Annotated in this window: 16 protein-coding genes and 1 pseudogene; 7 read left to right on the top strand and 10 right to left on the bottom strand. The window is 38.9% G+C overall.

Going from position 1 to position 18,758, the window contains the following annotated elements; translation table 11 throughout:
* Positions 1–73: 73 nt before the first annotated feature.
* From BP861_RS14680 to porB, 4 genes are read left to right on the top strand one after another with little or no spacing between them, the layout of a single operon-like run.
* Positions 74–622: a pyruvate ferredoxin oxidoreductase subunit gamma gene (locus BP861_RS14680; RefSeq protein WP_292376745.1), complete on the top strand. Its 549-nt coding sequence runs from the start codon at positions 74–76 to the stop codon at positions 620–622.
* 41 nt (positions 623–663) lie between these two features.
* Complete coding sequence (porD, locus tag BP861_RS14675; RefSeq protein WP_292376802.1) at positions 664–951, top strand: pyruvate synthase subunit PorD; 288 nt, start codon at positions 664–666, stop codon at positions 949–951.
* Positions 951–2,159 (top strand): pyruvate synthase subunit PorA, encoded by a 1,209-nt coding sequence (gene porA, locus BP861_RS14670; RefSeq protein WP_292376744.1) that lies wholly within the window; start codon positions 951–953, stop codon positions 2,157–2,159. Before porD ends, porA begins: the two co-directional genes overlap by 1 nt.
* A complete protein-coding gene (porB, locus tag BP861_RS14665) occupies positions 2,156–3,046 on the top strand; it encodes a pyruvate synthase subunit PorB (RefSeq protein WP_292376743.1) in 891 nt (296 codons plus the stop codon). The genes porA and porB overlap by 4 nt, the downstream gene beginning before the upstream one ends.
* An 811-nt stretch (positions 3,047–3,857) precedes the next feature.
* On the opposite strand, the gene BP861_RS14660 is transcribed toward porB, so the two are convergent.
* From BP861_RS14660 to BP861_RS14620, 9 genes are all read right to left on the bottom strand, one after another.
* On the bottom strand, positions 3,858–4,313 hold the full coding sequence (locus BP861_RS14660) for a hypothetical protein (RefSeq protein WP_292376801.1): 456 nt from the start codon (positions 4,311–4,313) through the stop codon (positions 3,858–3,860).
* Between the two features lie 514 nt (positions 4,314–4,827).
* Complete coding sequence (locus BP861_RS14655; protein WP_292376742.1) at positions 4,828–5,652, bottom strand: metal ABC transporter permease; 825 nt, start codon at positions 5,650–5,652, stop codon at positions 4,828–4,830.
* A 38-nt stretch (positions 5,653–5,690) separates the two neighbouring features.
* Positions 5,691–6,455, bottom strand: coding sequence for a metal ABC transporter ATP-binding protein (locus tag BP861_RS14650; RefSeq protein WP_292376741.1), 765 nt, complete (start codon positions 6,453–6,455; stop codon positions 5,691–5,693).
* Between the two features lie 112 nt (positions 6,456–6,567).
* Positions 6,568–7,572, bottom strand: a complete 1,005-nt coding sequence (locus BP861_RS14645; RefSeq protein ID WP_292376740.1) for a metal ABC transporter solute-binding protein, Zn/Mn family — start codon at positions 7,570–7,572, stop codon at positions 6,568–6,570.
* 369 nt (positions 7,573–7,941) lie between these two features.
* Entirely contained in the window at positions 7,942–8,403 is a 462-nt protein-coding gene (locus tag BP861_RS14640; RefSeq protein WP_292376739.1) for a metal-dependent transcriptional regulator, read from the bottom strand.
* A 162-nt stretch (positions 8,404–8,565) separates the two neighbouring features.
* Positions 8,566–9,882, bottom strand: coding sequence for a GntP family permease (locus BP861_RS14635; RefSeq protein ID WP_292376738.1), 1,317 nt, complete (start codon positions 9,880–9,882; stop codon positions 8,566–8,568).
* A gap of 243 nt (positions 9,883–10,125) precedes the next feature.
* Complete coding sequence (locus BP861_RS14630; RefSeq protein WP_292376737.1) at positions 10,126–10,647, bottom strand: chemotaxis protein CheW; 522 nt, start codon at positions 10,645–10,647, stop codon at positions 10,126–10,128.
* 28 nt (positions 10,648–10,675) lie between these two features.
* Positions 10,676–12,745, bottom strand: coding sequence for a methyl-accepting chemotaxis protein (locus BP861_RS14625; RefSeq protein ID WP_292376736.1), 2,070 nt, complete (start codon positions 12,743–12,745; stop codon positions 10,676–10,678).
* Positions 12,746–13,048: 303 nt separating this feature from the next.
* The gene (locus tag BP861_RS14620; protein WP_292376735.1) at positions 13,049–13,423 is read right to left on the bottom strand and encodes a response regulator; all 375 of its coding nucleotides are present in this window, start codon (positions 13,421–13,423) and stop codon (positions 13,049–13,051) included.
* A gap of 889 nt (positions 13,424–14,312) precedes the next feature.
* Here BP861_RS14620 and BP861_RS14615 point away from each other — a divergent pair.
* From BP861_RS14615 to BP861_RS14605, 3 genes are all read left to right on the top strand, one after another.
* Complete coding sequence (locus BP861_RS14615; RefSeq protein WP_292376734.1) at positions 14,313–14,678, top strand: response regulator; 366 nt, start codon at positions 14,313–14,315, stop codon at positions 14,676–14,678.
* 339 nt (positions 14,679–15,017) lie between these two features.
* Positions 15,018–16,751, top strand: a complete 1,734-nt coding sequence (locus BP861_RS14610) for a chemotaxis protein CheA (protein ID WP_292376733.1) — start codon at positions 15,018–15,020, stop codon at positions 16,749–16,751.
* Positions 16,752–16,810: 59 nt separating this feature from the next.
* Entirely contained in the window at positions 16,811–17,776 is a 966-nt protein-coding gene (locus BP861_RS14605) for a CheR family methyltransferase (RefSeq protein WP_292376732.1), read from the top strand.
* 661 nt (positions 17,777–18,437) lie between these two features.
* Here the strand turns inward: BP861_RS14605 and BP861_RS14600 are convergent.
* Positions 18,438–18,628, bottom strand: a pseudogene (locus BP861_RS14600) (IS630 family transposase); the annotation flags it as partial.
* Positions 18,629–18,758 lie beyond the last annotated feature (130 nt).

The raw sequence follows: 18,758 nt of genomic DNA, 5'->3' as shown, positions 1-18,758 counted from the left end.
ACTGCCGAGAACAGCAAAAATACAGAAAAATTAGAAAAACGATAGATAAAATCTCATTAAAAGGAGAATCCAGATGAAGGAAATCAGAATACACGGTCGAGGAGGCCAGGGTTCTGTTACCGCGGCTGAATTGCTTTCAGTTGCAGCTTTTGAAGATGGAAAGTTCAGCCAGGCCTTTCCCGCTTTTGGGGTAGAGCGTAGAGGTGCCCCAGTCCAGGCATTCACGAGGATTAGCAATAATCCTATAAGGCTACGAAGCCAGATTTACACTCCGGATTATGTTATCGTCCAGGATGCAACCCTGCTCGAAACTGTTGACGTTGCAAGCGGGATAAAGGATGATGGGATAATTATTGTTAACACAACTGAAAAGCCGGAAAGCCTGAAACTAGATACAAAAGCTAAGGTCATGACCGTGGATGCTACGAAGGTGGCAATGGATATTATAGGAGTTCCCATTGTAAACACCGTCCTTCTTGGTGCCTTTGCGGGTGCAACCGGAGAAATCAATGTTGAGTCAATCCAGCATGCAATAAAGGCTCGTTTTCCAGGAAAGGTTGGAGAAAAGAATGCAAATGCAATTCAGAAGGCCTACAAGCTTATAAAGGGGGAAGAAGCGTGAGTAACGGATCCGAACAAGACCGCAAGATACGACCCGAAGTTCTGAAAAATGAAGAGGAAGAGGAAGGTTTAAACATTTCACGCTGCAGAGTTTGTAAACCTGGGTCTACCCTTAAAAACAAAACCGGAGGCTGGAGAAACTTCCGTCCTGTTTATATTTACGAAAAATGTACCAAGTGCGGCATCTGCGAAATTGTCTGCCCTGATATGTCTGTCAAACCCAGGGAAGACGGCTTTTTTGAATATGATTATGATTACTGCAAAGGCTGCGGAATTTGTGCAAATGAGTGCCCTGCAGATGCAATTGAAATGATTCTGGAGGAGAAATAATGATTAATCCAGCTTACAAGAAAAAAATGGTCGTTGTAGAAGGTTCCTATGCTGTGGCCCATGCTGCAAAGGTCTGCCGTCCAAATGTTATTTCAGCCTATCCGATTACTCCCCAGACACATATTGTTGAAGACCTGTCACAGTTTATAGCAGACGGGGAAATCCCTAACTGTGAGTATATTAATGTGGAAGCCGAGTTCTCGGCAATTTCTGCCCTCATAGGAGCATCAGCAGTAGGCGCAAGAACCTACTCAGCCACAACTTCTCAGGGACTTCTGCTCATGCATGAAGCACTTTTTAACACTTCAGGCATGAGGCTTCCGGTTGTAATGACAGTGGCAAATAGAGCAATTAGTGCTCCAATCAACATCTGGAATGATCACCAGGATGCGATTGCGCAGAGGGATACAGGCTGGATCCAGCTCTATGTAGAGGATGTTCAGGAAGCATGTGACACTCTACCCCAACTCTATAAAATCGCAGAAGACAATGAGATAATGGTTCCAGGTATGGTCTGCATGGATGGTTTTATCCTGTCTCATGTTTACGAGCCTGTTGTCCTACTTGAACAGGAATTAACTGACAATTTCCTTCCGCCTTTCCAGCCCAATGATATTCTCGACCCTGAAGATCCCAAGACCTTCGGAGCCTTTGCAGCCCCAGATACTTATGAAGAGTTCAGATATCTCCATGAGCAGGCAATGCAGAAAGCTCTTCCGAAAATCGAGGCCGTTGCAAAGGAGTTTGAAGAAATCTTTGGTAGATATCACGGAGGACTTATTGATGGATATATGCTTGATGATGCCGAGATTATTATCATGTCTATGGGCTCTATTCTGGGCACTGTCAAGGATGTTGTTGACGAGTACAGAGCAAAAGGAGAAAAGATCGGTGTCTTAAAGGTCAGATCCTTCAGGCCTTTCCCGAAGGAACAGATCTGCGAAGCTGTTAAGAATGCTCATGCCGTCGTCGTACTCGATAAGAACATTTCCATAGGGACAAACGAAGGAGCGCTCTTTACAGAAACCAAGTCCTGCCTCTACAATAGTAAAGTCCGTGTACCTGTGATTGGCTATACTATAGGGCACGGAGGCCGTGACATTCGTGTGGAAAGTATTGCAAAGGTTATAGAAGAAACCAAAAAAGTTGCAAAGTCCGGAATCACGGTTGAAAGCCAGTTTCTGGATCTTAAGGAGGAGTTGCTATGAGTAAAACTGCACCAAAAACATATATCACATCCGGGCACAGCGGCTGTGCAGGTTGCTGTGATGCCTTTGCTGCAAAATTCACACTCATGGGCGCAGGCCCAAATACAATTGTAGTTAATCCGACAGGCTGCCTTGAAGTTATGTCCACACCTTTCCCGTATTCCTCCTGGCAGGTTCCCTGGATCCACTCCCTCTTTGAAAACGCAGGTGCAGTGGCTTCAGGTGTGGAAGCTGCTTTGAAGGCTCTTGGCAAAAAGGATGATATCAAGATTGTGGCAATCGGAGGAGATGGTTCTACTATGGATATAGGACTCGGTTCCCTTTCGGGCGCATTCGAGAGAGGCCACGACTTCACATATGTCTGTATGGACAACGAAGCTTATATGAATACCGGAATCCAACGCAGCAGTGGAACTCCTTTCGATGCAAGCACAACTACCACTCCACCCGGAAAAGTCTCCTTTGGAAACCCACGCCCCAAGAAGAACATGCCTGCTATTATGGCAGCTCATGGTTCTCCTTATGTTGCAACAACTTCAATAGGCTTCCCAAGAGATATGATGCGTAAGGTCAAGAAAGCCACCGAAATCGTGGGCCCAACTTATATACACTCTCACTGTCCCTGTACAACAGGCTGGGGCTTTGACACCTCCAAGACCCTAGAAATCGCCAAACTCGCAGTCGAAACCTGCCTCTGGCCAATGTACGAAATGGAAAACGGGGAAATTACCCAGGTCAGGAAGGTTAAGGACCCCAAGCCAGTTGAGGAATACCTGAGGACCCAGAAAAGGTTCAAACACCTCTTCACCATGGAAGGCGGTGAAGAAGAAATCAAGAAGATCCAGGCTACTGCAGACTGGAACATAAAGCACTTTGGACTTCAGTAAAAACTGAAGCTCTGCTTTTTTATTTTACTTTTATTTTTTAGTGAGTTCATCCCAAAATCCATTTTCATTCTCAATTATCAGAATTATCCTGGATTACTTTCATGATTTGAAGCTCGATTGATCACTTAAAATGTGGAAACCGAAGAAGCAAATTTTAGGTTTTGGGATAGGCTCGAAAACTAAAGTGAAAAGTAGCAAAATTAGAGTCTAAAGCTGGCTATGTGCATTAACATAGATTATATAAAAGTTCTCTGAATAAATTGAAATTTTACTGTGGATATTATATAGTCAACTTAGCGCCTTAAAAACTGAAAAAGCAATTTATGCAAAATAAGAAAGAATAAGACTATGAATAGGCTTCTCATTAAGTGTGATTAGGCATCTGTTTTTAATGCCGTTTTTTAAGAACTGTTTTTTAAGAACTGTTTTTTAAGAACCGTTTTTTAAGAACTGTTTTTTAAGAACTGTTTTTTAAGAACCGTTTTTCAAAGACACCGTTTTTCAAAGACACCGTTTTTCACAGATGCCTGGCAATTCAGATATCTTTTGATTATATAAAATTACGGATGTACTGAAAATTAAATATAAAATTCTGGAAGTACCGTAATATATAAAATAAGTTTATATATAAACAAGGAAAGAAAATTTTCTTTTCTATATTTGATTGAGCCTGGAAGTATCCTTGATTTTCAAATTGTTAGAATTACTCGAATTAGAATTATCGAGATATTAAAAAGACATAAGAATGGAATCCTGGATTTAAATCCGAATTAAAAAAAAATTTTATTGAAAAAAGTAAGTTACTGAATGATTACAGATCAACTAACGGCAACTGTCTTCTCAGGTCAGGCAAATAGCCTTCTCTGTGCAGAGCTATTTTATAATCACTTATTGTTCTGCATAATTTGTTAGTATATTTTATACAGTCTGTACCAACATTTCCCTTGAACAGCACCTTTTCAGTTTTCTCAATAAATTCGGGGTAGGTAAATAACAGTTCTTCTTTAGTGTGCAGGAACAGAGCTGTAAAGTCCCTGTGAATGCCCATGCTTCTTTTCAGCAATTCAACATTCAGGTGGTCCTCAGACAGAAAGGGGTTGAATTTCACAAAGGTGTGAAAATCTGCAATATTCTGATTTAATGAGTTCAGGATTGAATACAGAACATTATCGGTCTCCGGAAGGGGGATATCCGGAAGATCGAGGTATTCTCCAGCGAAAGTTTCATTTTCTTTTATATTTTGATCCCGGGTTGTATCACGGTTCATTTTTATCATCCTGATTGCGGTATTTATTTTAATAAGTACAGTGGCTTCCATTTCATATGACGGGTTCAGTCACTTGCTTTTATGTGGCTTTCAGATACACTTATGGATTGGCTTAGGATAGCTCCCAATAAATACTTAGTTGCCAGCGTATCCGTTGCTTCCCCACTCGAAGCGGTTATACGCACATGGGTTAGATGCTTCAGACTCCGTTTTTCTTTATAAACCCAGCCTGAGAGATTTAGTCCTGGGATTCTATAAAATATAATAAATTAAACGATTAGGCTCTTGCATCTCACCATATATAAAATTATGTCTTAATAAAACCGAATAAATATAATTATAATTAATTACTATTCAATTTCACAAAAAAATATTTGAATAGTAATTAAAATAATGTTCAGAAGAGTTTTAGATAATTCTTGAGCGAGTGCAGGATGAATACTGAATTATTTCGGAAAAACTCCTGATAAGCCCGTGAAATATTTTCTATCTGTAAAAGAAGCTCAGGGTTCTTTTAAGCCCCGGAATTTCTTCTACTCTCGAGTATTTCCATCCCAAAAACTGCAAATCCGTACACAAGGCTCAATACTAAAATGATCGTTGCACCGGATGGGACATCCAGAGCATATGAAAGACCTATTCCAGTTACACTGATCACAGTTCCGAAAACTATGGAAATTAGCATCATCTTCTTCAGGTTATGGGTGAATTTGCGGCTCAGAGAAGCAGGAATGGTAAGAAGAGCGATTACAAGGATGATACCCACGACCTTGATGAGCACTACGATTGTCAGAGCAATGATACAGAGAAGGAAAAGGTAAAGCTTCTCAGTAGGAAGACCCTGCACGGTTGTGAATTCTTCGTCAAAACAGAGAGCAAGAAATTCCTTGTAAAAAAGATAAACTGCGCCTAATATTATTATATCAAGAACCAACATAAAGTAAAGATCAGAACGAGGAACTGTTAAAATATTCCCAAATAGATAGGTCATAAGATCAGGAGCATAACCAGGAGTCAGATAGACAAAAATTATTCCAAGTGCCATTCCAAGAGACCAGAGTATACCTATAGCACTGTCTTCCGGGATTTTAGACTTCTTGCTAACAGTTCCCATAACAAGGGCCGAAAGCAGGCTGAAAGGAAGAATTCCGAACATGGGGTTGATTCCGAGGTAATAGCCCAAGCCAACACCTCCAAAGGAAGCGTGCGCTATCCCTCCACTTATAAAGACTATTTTTTTAACTACAACGTAGACTCCTATAATCCCGCAGGCTATGCTTGCAAGAACAGCGGCTGCCAGAGCATTCTGAATAAAACTGTATTGCAGAAAATCAAACATTTTTATTTCTCCATCTGTTTTTTAAACCAACCTTGAGTTCAGGAATTTTCCTCATGATTTTCCAGCACCCTGTGAGGGATTCCATGAGCAATTAGTTCAACAGGACACTGATAGGTAGCTTCCAGATCTTCAACCGGGATTTCTCTGGAGTTATGGTAATGAAAAGTGCGGTTTAGGCAGGCTATTTTGTCTACATAAACGGAAACTGCACTGAGGTCGTGAGTAACCATGACAACTGCCATTTCCTGCTTGAGCCTGTTCAACAGGCGATAAAGTTCATCCTGCATATGCGGATCAAGCCCGGAATTAGGTTCGTCTAAAAGCAGAAGTTTGGGATTCGTAGCAAGAGCTCGTGCAATAAAGACTCTCTGACGCTGCCCGCCCGAAAGCTGCCCGATCTGCCGATCTTTGTACTGGAACATTTCTACGGTCTTAAGGGCTTCTTCTGCAGCCTTTTTGTCTTCTTCTCTGTACTTTTTCAGAAAGCCCGTATGGCTGATCCTGCCTGTAAGCACAACTTCCCAAACACTAATAGGAAAGTCAAAATCAAAACCTCTGTATTGAGGGACATATCCTACAAGCTCTCTGCTTTTCTCTGGAGATTTCCCAAAAAGCTTCACATTTCCCCTGTAAGGCTTCAGAAGCCCAAGAAGCACCTTGAGAAATGTAGTCTTTCCTCCCCCATTAGGTCCGATAATCCCAAGGAGTCCATTGGGCTCCTTTAATTCAAAATTGATTGCTTCAAGAATAGTCTGGGTTCCGTAACGAACCCAGACATCTTTCAGTTCTATAACCTTCTCCATTGCCTTCCCTTCAGAATATCGTTTTTATTTTTCGAGTTACGATCTTTTCGATATTTAGATGCAAAACTTGAGTAGTTGACTTATCAGGACTCGAATGCTAATTTTACTGACTTCATACAAGGTTTCTGGCAAAAATATCGGATACATTATTCATATTTCCAATGTAATCCTTTGCAAGTGGGTCTACAGCTACAACTTCACCGCCTATTTCTTCAGCTACGGATTGAGCACTTCGCGTGCTGAACTGGGGCTGGATAAAGATTACTTTAACCTGTTTCTCTTTTGAAAGGTCTATAAGCTTCGCCAGATCCTGAGCACTTGGTTCTTTTCCTTCAATTTCTACTGGAATCATTGTAAGGTTGTAATCCGCTGCGAAATAACCCCAGGAAGGATGATAGACCATGAAGCTCCTTTCCGTTTTTCCCTCAAGCTTTTCCCGAATCCTGGCATCCAAAGCGTCCAGCTCTTCAAGGTAAGCGTCCCTGTTCTGAGTATAGTACTCTTTGTTTTCAGGATCGATTTTTACAAGTCCTTCGCAAATATTCTCGACCATTATCTTTGCATTTGCAGGAGATGTCCAGATATGGGAATCAAGCTCTTCGTGAATGCCGGTCTGAGTACTGTTATCAGATTTATTCTCATCCTCTTCAAGCTCTGCTGCGTGTTCTTCTGCTCCCTCTCCTTCACTATGGTCGTGGGCAGTAAGTTCTTTAAGCTGAATTCCGTCAGAAGAATTTACTATGAGAGTTCCACTGTTGATAGATTCGAATCTATCGATCCAGACTTTCTCAAAGGGCATATCAACGCCGACCGTAACATACATACGAGCTTCACTCACTTTTCCCATCTCTTTAGGAGAGGGCTCATAAGTGTGAGGGTCTGCTCCCGGAGGGATTATAAGAACGGTTTTCACTTTGTCTCCCCCCACTTTTTCTACAAACTCAGCCTGAGGAAGCACACTTACAGCTACGATTATAGGCTCATTCGGCCCTGCTACTTCAACTTTCTGTCCTGTATTTTCATTATTTTGGGAGTTACTTGGACCTGTACAGCCGCTGGCAAAAAGGCTCAGACCAACAGTCAAGAGCACTAATAGAGGTAGAATTTTCAGATTCATAATTGAGATCCCGCTTTCTTCACTTTCACTTTTTCTTGGCTCACGAATATATTTCTGAATGAGATAAGACCGATACCAAGGAGAATAAATTTGGTGTATACCCAAATTTTTGAATGATTCAGGGAATTTTTTGGCGTAAGTCCAAATTTATCTCGAAGCTCATTTCGGGCTTTATGCAATATTGATTTTCACTTAGTATTTCACTAGCGCCTCGTCAATATCTTGTTAGTACTTGATAGCGCTTGATTAGCGTCTCAGTTGGAACTTGATTAGCATTTTAGTTCTTTTTTGGTATTTCGTTTAGTATTCCGTTTAGTATTTCGTTTAATGCTTCACTTATGCTTCACTTATGCTTCACTTATGCTTCACTTATTCCGGCAATCGATGATGTGTTTCTTCATGCAGGCATTTTCCATGACTTATTTCTCCGCATACACCGAACATCGGGTGACCCATTGAGCTGCAGATTTTATCAACCGCATCCCTGGAAACAAAAGCCTCAAAGCGCGAAACTTCATCACAGGCTTCCTCCGACGAAAGACCATAATGGGTTAAAAGAAGACTGAGAATCCTGTGCCTTCGGATAAGAAATTGCGTATATGCCTTACCCAATTCCGTCAGATCCACTCCCCTGTAAGGAACGTGGTTTAGGTAGCCTGCATTTGCAAGCTCGTTTAAGGTCTTGCTTGTAGTTGAAGGGTCTACCTGCAGGCCTGAAGAGATCTCTGTAGTTCTTACAGTTCCTCCTTTTTCAAGAATGAACTTAAGATAATCTACCTTTCTCGGAGAGAGTTCAAGGCCTGTAAATTCAGGATAACTTTGCTCATTCATATATAGAAATATAAAAAACCGGTATTTATTGTTTGCCATATACCAAATTATAGGGTTATAATTTTACTGTAGCAAAACTAGAAAAACAGAGGAAGAGCAGGAAAAATCTTGGAAATAACAGTTAAAACTCTCAGTAAGAGAAAAAATCAGTAAAGAAGAAACTCAGTAAAAGAAGATATGCACAGCAGATACCAGCAGAAAACTCACGATACCCATCAAGGCGCTCCCAAGGGTATTTGACCTGAAGACCTCAGAGGGTTCCAGTTCTGCAAGCTCTCCAAAAATCCAGAAGAAAGGATCATTGACATGGGAAATCAGAAAAGTGCCTGAAGCCATTGAAAGGATAACGATTTCCGGAGGAAGCCCCAGTTCAGGAATCAGAGGCAGTAAGAGAGAAGGTGCAATGAGCATGGTCACAATCCTTGATCCCTGTACGGTTTGAAGAGCTGCAGCAACGAGAAAAGGCACAAGGATATGAGGGAGGCTCAACTGCAAGAAAAACCTGCCAAGAGCCTCTCCTGCTCCTGTCATGGCAAGAGTAGCCCCAAGAGCGCCGCCTCCGCAGAGATCGAGAAGTACAACCCCACTTCTTCTTACAGCTTTTTCGACCAGCGTTCTCAGTACCAGAGATCCGAGCTTTCTGCCGGAAAAGATGGAGAGAAGAACTCCTATAAGGAGCGCAATGTTCGGATTTCCCAGAAACGTGAGCATAGGATGAGGATGTTCAAAGCTTGCCTGAAGGAGAATAAGAAGTAAAGGGATAAAAATTGGAGAATAAGCTTCGATTCTCCGGGGTTTTTCGGCAGGGTTATTATATATTTCTGAAGCTTTTTCCTGAACTTCGGCTGTCTTTTCTTTTATTCTATCCGAAAGGCCTGTAGTTTTAGACTTTTTTAAATTCCTAGAGTAGAGGTAACCTGCAAAGGAAGTGGGAACTGCGATAAGAAGCCCCAGAATAAAAAGCCTGTCCATATTAGCTGATAGCTCTTCTGCTGCCGAGATGACGACAGGAGAAGGATAGACAAGATTAAATGAAGCAACAGCTCCTAGTGCAAGAGCTGTTGCAGTGGAAATAGAGGGGTTATCAAGTCTGGCAGCCAACTCTTTAGCTATTGGAACAAAGATAACATAGGCAAGAATGTAACACATTAGAGGAACAGAAAAAAGAAAGCCAAGGACATTAAGGGCAAGTAGAGGATTTCTGGAAAAACGTATAATATCAGAGGCTATTAAGGACATTCCTCCAGTTCCCTGGAGCAAAAGTCCGATAACACTTCCACAAGTAATAATAATAGCAAAACGAGAAAACACGCTGCCCAATCCCCCGGTTATTGCTTCGACCGTAGCCAGGGGCTCTCCTGCAAGGATTCCTGTAAAAACGGATACAAGGACAAGGCTGAGAAAAGGGTGCAACCTGAGTCTGGTTGTAAAAAATAAAATGCAGAGAAGGGCGAAAAGGAATATAACTACAGGATGCATACTTAAAACCTGATCGTGAGTTTTTAAATATTTGCTTCAACAGAGAATAACTGTTCAAGATTAAATATTTTTTTAAATATTCTTTTCGGGAGAAAACAGTTTAACGATTAAGCATTTTTTAGGGATAAGAAAATCCAGTAAGTTTAAACATTCTCTTTTGTAGAGGATAGTGCATTCAGTTAAATATCCTCTCCATTATTCTAGCTCCTTCCCTGCTCACTTCCAATTTTTGTGGAGGACAGTTTACTCAGTAAAAACATTCTCTTCAGGAGAAGATAACTCACTGAGTTCTTCGATTTCTTCTTCTCCAAGTACTCTTACAAGATTTAGTAGAATAAGAAGCCTGTTCCCTACTTTTCCTACGCCTGTTAAATATTCCGCATTTATTTTCGACTTGATCATCTCAGGGGGCGCTTGAATTGAAGAAAGGGGCAGGTTAATGACCTCCTTTACGGAATTTACAAGCATTCCAATAACTGTATCTTTGACTTCTACTATGATGATTCTGGATAGGCTGTCGGTCTCTTTCGAATTGAACTCAAGCCGCTTGTTAAGATCTATCACCACGAGGATCTTTCCCCGCAGGTTAATGAGCCCTTTTACACATTCCGGAGCCTGAGGAATACGGGTGATCCTAGGAACCGGAATAACTTCGGAGACCTGCATGATATCTACTCCGAACTCTTCACCTGAAAGCTCAAAGGTCACTAAACGTAAATTTTCTTCAGAAAGTCTTGAACCCTCATCTAATGTTTCTTCAAACATTTGAATTCCTCAAACTAACTCAGAGATTTTAACTTAAAGTGTTTTCTGATCCTTCTTTTGAGTCACCAAGTTTGAACTTCTCGGTTGCTTTTCTCATCCTTTCCCCAATTAAAGAAAGGTCACTTGCCATATTGGCAAGTTCTGACATTGAAGCACTCTGCTCTTCGAGAGATGCAGCCGTTTCCTGGGTTCCTGCGGCGGATTGTTCCGAAATTAAAGAAATATCCTCCAGAGTTGAAGTGATCTCTTCAATGGATGCAGACTGTTCTTCTGTAGCGGCTGCAACATCTTCTATCATATTTGTTATTTCATTGATTGTAGAAACAATCCCTGCAACCATTTCAACCGCGTTATTAACAGACAATGAACCGGCCTGCACATCTTTTCTACTGGCCTCTATACTTTCCACGGTTTCACTGATACTCCCTCTTATTTCATTGATTAGACTGGAAATATTATTAGCAGCATGACCGGATTCATCGGCAAGTTTTCGGACTTCATCAGCTACAACAGAGAAACCTCGACCATGTTCGCCAGCCCGAGCAGCCTCAATTGCAGCATTCAGCGCAAGCATATTTGTCTGGTCTGCAATCTTGGTAATAAGATTCACAATTTCATTAATTTGTTGAGATTTGGAATCCAGCTCCATAATTACTTTCTCAGTCTCATCAACGGAAGAACGAATAAGGTCCATTTTTAACAGAATCTCTCTTGAAGCATTTCCAATGCTATTGACATTACTATTAACAAGACTTGTGTTCTTAGAAACCTTCTGGGTATTCTCCGCAATTTCCTGGATATTATGTGTCATGTCCTGCATTGCGTGAGTGATATCCACTATCTTTGTACTCTGCACTTCGGTCCCGTTTGAAATTTCAGCCGCAGTGTCAGAAATTTTCCTTGAAGCAGAAGCCACTTCCTCAGAAGAAGCAGACATTTCTTCTGAAAGTGTAGAAAGGTGAACCGAACTTTCCTGAATTCCTTTTATAAGGCTACGAAGGTTTTCAACCATTAATTTAAAAGCTTGTGAGAGTTGAGAAATTTCGCTTCTTGAATTTCCTTTAATCTCAACATTAAGATCTCCTTTCGAAATTTTATCGGCTGCTTGGAGCAGTTCGTAGATGGGCTTTCTGTAGAGGTTCAGAATCACAAAAACAAGTAAGGCCCCAATAAGTATCGAAAGAAAGGTAACGAGAAAGATCTTATTTACAGAATTTTCTATCAAGATATCGAGCTGCTCTTTCTGGTCGGTACTGGCGGCTTCAGCATCTCCTTTAACCTTTGCAGCTATGGTTGCCATATTTTTCACATCAACCGCCTGTTTCTCTTTAAGACTTTTCAGGCGATCAAAGTCCCTCTGAATTTCTTTGGCGTTGGAGATTATTTCATTTCCGCGCTCAATGTTTTCAGGTTTCACTATCTGTTTATTTAAATTCTCAGTAACTATAATTATATTTTCCATAGACTGATCGAATTTTTCCGCATATTGACCATCAGGAGTGATTATATAATTTTGATATTCGCTTTGAGCTTCCATTGCAAGTATGCTAATTTTCTGAGCTTCCTGAGCATTGGATAACTTCTGCTGGAGAACTTCACCTGAAGAACCATTTTTTACATATTGTTGGTACTGAAGCATCTGGTCTTGATACATCTCATCTGCTTTCTGCAAAATAAGTTCACCGTTTGTGATAATATTGTTTCTCAGGGCAATCTCTTCATCGTTTGCTTTAACATAGCTGTCAAAACTTTCCTTGAATTCGTCAGAAGTTTCCAGAATAGAATCCATCCGATCCTGATTTACAGGATCAAGGTAGACAAGATATATTCCTTTGGATATAGCTGCTTGTGTGGGCACAAGATCAAGATGTTTATAAGTATCGTTTTTATAGACAGAATCACCATGAATAACGTAACTTTCCTGAGCTTCCAGGGCCCCCTGCATGTTATTCATGATAAAGGTCATATTTTGAATGGCTCGGCTTTTCTTTTCAACATCGTTCATTCCCTGATAGCCTGTATACCCAACAAAGAAAATCAAAACTAGAAGAAGAGCAAAGCCTATCATTACATGTCCTATTTTTGTATTTTTATACATCTTTTTCACCCTTGCCTCTAGCTTCTCCGTCTCTATACCTCTTCTATATGTATGGATTGTAACCTGTCAGTGGTACCCGCGAAGGAAAGTAGATTGGAGGAAACATTTCTATGGAGATTGCTTGATCTTCCCAACCAATAATTCAATACAGACTATTTAAGAGTTGATAAATTTTTTGATTTATTAAAAATAAGAAACTCAATAAAAAAAATTACACCCTGTATTTTTACTCTATAGTTTTCACCAGTCTCATTAGATATTTCTTTAATCAACTACCTTTTTGTCTCCACATATACTGTATCTTCAAGATTCCGCGGTTGTAAGAAAATTCTCGATATATGAGCCAAAATCTCCAAAGTTTATGGGTTTGGCAAGAACAGCATAACATCCGGCCTTAAGGAACTTTTCTTTACTTTCAGGATCAGAGTAACCTGTAACTGCGACTACCTTTATACTCCGGGTTTCAGGGTTAAGTTTGATTTTTTGAAGCAATTCAAGACCGTGCATTTTCGGAAGTTCCATATCAAGCAATATAAGATCAATATTTGTTTTATTGAGAATCTCTAGGGCTTCAAAACCGTTTTTCGCTTTCTTTGGATCATATCCAAAGGATTTAAGTAAGTCCATTTCGATTGTCAGATTAAGTAAATTATCTTCAACAATTAGAATTTCAGGCACTCAAATCTACTCCTAGGAGGCTGCTTGAAGATTTGTAAACAATATTTTTGTAAGCAGGATTCTGTCAAAGAAGTATTGAATAGCCAATCTTCTTGGGAAGATCTGAAATAGGAAAAACATAAAACAATTCCTTATTTTATTTTCAATCTTCAGCAAGTACATCTTAGATCTTCCTAAAACCAGGATCAAGAAGTCCTGAAAGCACTATTTTGTCTTTAACAAATGCCCCTACACCTACAAATTGTTCCAAGGTTAACTTTTCAATTTATTGAATAATATATGAAATTCGAGAGAATATAAATTTATTTGCTAAATTTAGAATAAGATTTTCAATATATAAATAACAGTAACAATAATTTATTTAAGTATGTGTGTCATTTTAGGTATTATTATCAGGAAAACTTGAAACTATTACCATAGAACACTAAAGCAAATAGAAAAACATTTTATACATTATTCAAATATTTATTACTGTTCTCCTCAAGTTTACAGATAAAATTAGAAATCGGCTGCAGAATGGGAAAGTGCTCAAAACTTTTGTAGATAATTTGTTAACGTCCCAGTTAGCAAGAACATTTAAATAAATATCTTGAACTCATAATTTTATAAAGGCAATTAAAAAATTTAATATAGAAAGCCCCGTATATATTTTTCTACATTATTGGGATATATTTGTCTCAACAAAAAACTTGCGCTGTTTACTTTTGTTAACCTTTAATGGCTTTCAAATTGAAGTCTTTTTATTCATATCATGAGTTTATGAAGAATACATAGGCAAGAGGCGAGATTCGGCATAGGTAGGAATAAGGTGTCGGAACATTCCAAAAAAGCTGGAGTGAAAATATTATCCGATATTGTCGCTTGTTCAAGAACGAAAGAAGGGAAATGCATGGCCAGAGTTATGATCGTGGACGATGTCGAATTTATGCGGATGATAATTAGAGATATTCTTCTGATGCACGGACATGAAGTGGTTGCTGAGGTCAGTGATGGAGAAGAGGCAATTCAGACATATATCGAAGTAAAGCCCGATATTGTGTTAATGGATATAATTATGCCAGACATGGACGGAAAAGAGGCACTGCAAAAACTTCTTATTATGGATCCTGAGGCAAAGATAGTAATGTGTTCTTCCCTTGGTCAGCAGGCTTTAATAACCGAATCAATGAAGATAGGCGCAATGGGCTTTATAGTAAAGCCTTTTGAACCTGATGGAATGCTTGATGTAATAAGAAAAATTGCTGAGCCAAATTAGACCGATTGAAATCTACCGATAATTCAAGCCACTGCTAAATCAAACTGTGCTAAGTGAAGCTAATTAAATCAAACTATATCACATCATATTCTGTTAATAAAGTATTATTAGATAAACCATTAGACAATCCCATTAAAATAAATTATACATCTAACAAACTGAGCTACTTTTTTGAACTAAAGAGGAAGTCTGATTTTAAAGCTAAAGGTTAACTCTTCGTACCGATCTCTGTATTTAATTAGAGATTGAGTCGGCATTAAACCAGAAGTATTGTGATTAAATCATAAGTCGGGATTTAACCAAATATCGGGACTAAACTAAAGAAAGGCAGGGAAAATCATGGATATGTCAAAATATATGGGCATTTTCAGGGCAGAGTCTGAGAAATACATCAAAGAGTTGAGCGATTCCCTGCTAGCGCTTGAGAATGATCCTGAAAATACGGAACAGATGAACACGTTATTTCGTGCAGCTCATACATTCAAAGGCATGGCTGCAACTATGGGGTTTAAACAGATTGTAGAGTTAACGCATGAAATGGAGAGTTTGATAGACAGGCTGCGCACACGGCAAATTGTACTTAATTCTTCTTTGATCGACGTTCTTTTCGTATGTGTGGATACCCTTGAGGGGCTTGTAGAAAGTGCCTGTGAGGGAGAGGGAAATGAGCCCGGGAAAAGAGAAAAAGACGCATCTAATAAATACAAATCCTATCCTGACGTCAGTGAAGTGCTAAAAACCTTAAGGAAAGTAAATGAATCTCCTGAAAAAGCATCCATTAAAAAAGTTGAAGATAACTGCCTGTCTGCAAAAAGTGAAATGGAAGATAAAGAAATTAATAGAATAAATAAAGCCACGAAAGAAGTTTATCGGCCAGAAAAAGAAGAAAAAACCCTAGTACCTCCAAAACCGGTCCCTAAAGTAAAAACTATTCAGAGCTCAAGAATCAGTAATGAACAGCTGGATAAATTGATGAATCTTGTGGGTGAGATCGTAATCAACCGAAGTAGAATAAATGAGCTTACCTGCAACCTGAAATCCAAGGAACTTGAGGCTGCACTTTCAGATTTATATAAACTAACAAGAGAACTGCAAAATGAAGTGATAGAGGCAAGAATGGTGCCTCTGGACCATATCACCTATGTTTATCCAAGAATGGTAAGAGATCTTGCACGCGTACAAAATAAAAAAATTGATTTTATAATCAAAGGAAAAGAAATCAAGCTTGATAGAACTATTCTTGAAGAAATCAGTGATTCCCTGGTACACTTGTTAAGAAATGCAGTAGATCACGGAATCGAAACTCCGGAGAGGCGTGTGGAACTTGGAAAAAAAGAGAATGGCACTGTACTGGTTACAGCTTCAAGACAGGAAAATTTTGCCCTTATAAAAATAGAAGATGACGGATGTGGAATAGATACTAACGAAATCCGAAAAGTTGCATTAAAGAAAGGAATTATCTCAAGAGAAAGTGCAGAGCAACTCCAGGAAATGGAGGCAATGCAGCTGATTTTTGCTCTCGGTCTCAGTACCTCTGACAGCATTACCGATATATCCGGAAGGGGAATCGGAATGAATGTCGTAAAAAACATAGTTGAGCGCCTTGGAGGATCTATAAAAGTTGAGTCAAAGCCCGGATTTGGCTCCATTTTCGAATTGAAACTGCCCCTAACCATTGCGGTTTATCAGTCCATGCTGATAAGAGTAGGAAATGAAAAATATGCAATTCCTTTTACAAGCATAGTTAAAAATATAGAAGTCAGCTCGCAGGAAATCAAGCATATTAAGGGGCAGGAAGTCGTTTTAATAGATAATAAAATTCTTCCGCTTTTTAGATTGAGAAGGCAGTTTCAGCTATCTGATCAGGGCGACGAGAACAATAATTTTGTAGTCGTAGTTGAAAAATATAACCAATATATTGGAATAGTTGTGGATGAACTGCTTGGAAAACAAGAAGTAATAGTAAAAAGCTTCAAAAGCAAGCTTCTTGATAATACCAGAGGATTTGCAGGAGCGACAATTCTGGGTGATGGAAACGTTATATTAATTATTGATGTTAACTCCCTGATTTAAAATACTTAAAAAGCTTTAATGGTGGTAAAAATCCTTAATAAAGTGCTTGCGGTGAAGAAATGGGTAACGATCCAGTTAGAAAAGCAAGCGATAATGGAAAAAATAAAGATGCGAATAGAAAAATAGAAAAATATATAGATAAAGAAACAAAAAAAAGTCGAAATCTGGAGGAAGATCCGGACTTTGAGCTGTTAAAGAGAGTTATTAGTGGAAACACTGGCTTTAACTGTGAACATTATAAGGAAGCCCATTTCAAGCGTAGAATTAACATACGAGTTCGAGCTACTAATTCCGAGAGCTATGGAGCATACTTAAAACTTCTGAAGAAAGACCCGCAGGAATATGAATTTCTTATTGACAACCTTACTGTAAATGTTAGTGAATTTTTCCGAAATCCCGAAACCTTCAGGACAATTGAAAAAGAAGTCATTCCTTCTATTGTTAAATACAGATCAGGATCATTAATCCGATCAATTCGCATATGGAGTGCGGGTTGTGCAGCAGGAGAAGAGGCCTATTCCCTTGCTATCCTTCTCCATAGAACCCTTAAAACCGATTTTAATAAGTATAGAGTAAGAATTATAGGTACGGATATTGATGTTCAAAGTCTGGAAAAAGCCAGAAAAGCCATTTACAATGAAAATTCACTTAAAAATCTTGATCCAGGTACAAAAGAGCGTTATTTCTTGAAACAGGGAGATAAATATCAGGTAATAGACGAGTTGAAGGGCATAGCTCAATTTAAACATCAGGACCTGATTTCGAGCTCGAAAATCGAGTTTTTTGATCTTATTGTCTGTCGAAACGTAATGATATATTTTAAAAAGGATATTCAGGAACAATTACAACTTAATTTCTACAAAGCTCTCGAAAAAGGAGGATATTTTATAATAGGAAAGTCCGAAACAGTTCTTGGGGCTGCATCAAATCTTTTCAGACCTTACAATACAAGAGAGCGTCTGTACATAAAAGAAAGCTCAAGGGATACTTATGGAAAAGATCAAGAACCTAAGCGATTTAAGTGAATACGAATATGGGGGCTTTGAAAGAGCTCGAAAAAAATCGGAATAGGGAATTCAGCAATCTCCCTCTATAAGTATAGGGTCCTCAAAAAATAATTCCTTTTTCAAGGGTTAATAAGCTTTATCTCGTGAATTGTATGTGGTGTTAGTGCTCCCCCAATAAAATTACAGATGATAAAAAGTTTATTTCCCATTAAAGAAATTAAATATCCTTAACTTCCATCTTAAGGTTTTCTTAGCCCTTATTTTCAACATTTAATTTTGTAAAACGGAAAACGGAGTCTATTGCCACAATTTCAAAAAATATGATTTGTCAAAAAATAAAGCTCTAATCCCATCCATCTATTATTTTTAAAGTTTAATCGGGTGTATTTTCCTCTAAATTGGATTTTAAGAATGTACTTTTATTGGGGGAACCCTGGTTATATCTATTATCTAAAATAAGCATTCTGAATCCTCAGTTTACACACTGATTTTGGAGGACCCTATATAAGTACGAATAGCGAAACCCATGCAATAATACTAAAGAATGTATATTGTACTCCCCACGAGTATTGCTCAAATACCATACCAATTGAATGAAGTATCATAAACCAACTCAACATCAATAATATAAAGAACGAAATAGGAAGCGTATAGTCTGTAAACATAGCGTAACCTATAGTCACCATTTTAAATAATGCGACATTTTGTGTGTAAACTTTTGCTTCTCCCAAAATTCCTTCAGTTCTTCCTTTAATACTTTAATATTTTTGAATGATTTTATTGACGTTAAATCTTCTCTTTTATCGTTTTCCAACAATATTCTGTTGGGTTCCTATCTGGAGTAGCTGGAGGGAAAAATAGTAAATCGAGACGCTAGGTTTAGGAAATACAAGTTGGTTAGAAAACTCAAATAGATTTCATTTGTATTCGGTTAAGGGACAAGATGCTTAAGTTCGCTAACCGAATGCAAATAAAATAGATTTAGGAAATTCAAATAGAT

Source organism: Methanosarcina sp. UBA411 (genome assembly GCF_002495725.1).
Lineage (GTDB): Archaea > Halobacteriota > Methanosarcinia > Methanosarcinales > Methanosarcinaceae > Methanosarcina.
The sequence above is the reverse complement of the archived record's forward strand: the minus strand, read 5'-3'. Positions and strand labels throughout refer to the sequence as shown.

Coding starts and splice junctions, on each gene's coding strand:
- BP861_RS14650 (WP_292376741.1), bottom strand. CDS start 6,455: ATGGAGAAGGTTATAGAACTGAAAGATGTCTGGGTTCGTTACGGAACC.
- BP861_RS14645 (WP_292376740.1), bottom strand. CDS start 7,572: ATGAATCTGAAAATTCTACCTCTATTAGTGCTCTTGACTGTTGGTCTG.
- BP861_RS14660 (WP_292376801.1), bottom strand. CDS start 4,313: ATGAACCGTGATACAACCCGGGATCAAAATATAAAAGAAAATGAAACT.
- BP861_RS14635 (WP_292376738.1), bottom strand. CDS start 9,882: ATGCATCCTGTAGTTATATTCCTTTTCGCCCTTCTCTGCATTTTATTT.
- BP861_RS14615 (WP_292376734.1), top strand. CDS start 14,313: ATGGCCAGAGTTATGATCGTGGACGATGTCGAATTTATGCGGATGATA.
- BP861_RS14625 (WP_292376736.1), bottom strand. CDS start 12,745: ATGTATAAAAATACAAAAATAGGACATGTAATGATAGGCTTTGCTCTT.
- BP861_RS14605 (WP_292376732.1), top strand. CDS start 16,811: ATGGGTAACGATCCAGTTAGAAAAGCAAGCGATAATGGAAAAAATAAA.
- porB (WP_292376743.1), top strand. CDS start 2,156: ATGAGTAAAACTGCACCAAAAACATATATCACATCCGGGCACAGCGGC.
- porA (WP_292376744.1), top strand. CDS start 951: ATGATTAATCCAGCTTACAAGAAAAAAATGGTCGTTGTAGAAGGTTCC.
- BP861_RS14640 (WP_292376739.1), bottom strand. CDS start 8,403: ATGAATGAGCAAAGTTATCCTGAATTTACAGGCCTTGAACTCTCTCCG.
- BP861_RS14680 (WP_292376745.1), top strand. CDS start 74: ATGAAGGAAATCAGAATACACGGTCGAGGAGGCCAGGGTTCTGTTACC.
- BP861_RS14655 (WP_292376742.1), bottom strand. CDS start 5,652: ATGTTTGATTTTCTGCAATACAGTTTTATTCAGAATGCTCTGGCAGCC.
- BP861_RS14610 (WP_292376733.1), top strand. CDS start 15,018: ATGGATATGTCAAAATATATGGGCATTTTCAGGGCAGAGTCTGAGAAA.
- BP861_RS14630 (WP_292376737.1), bottom strand. CDS start 10,647: ATGTTTGAAGAAACATTAGATGAGGGTTCAAGACTTTCTGAAGAAAAT.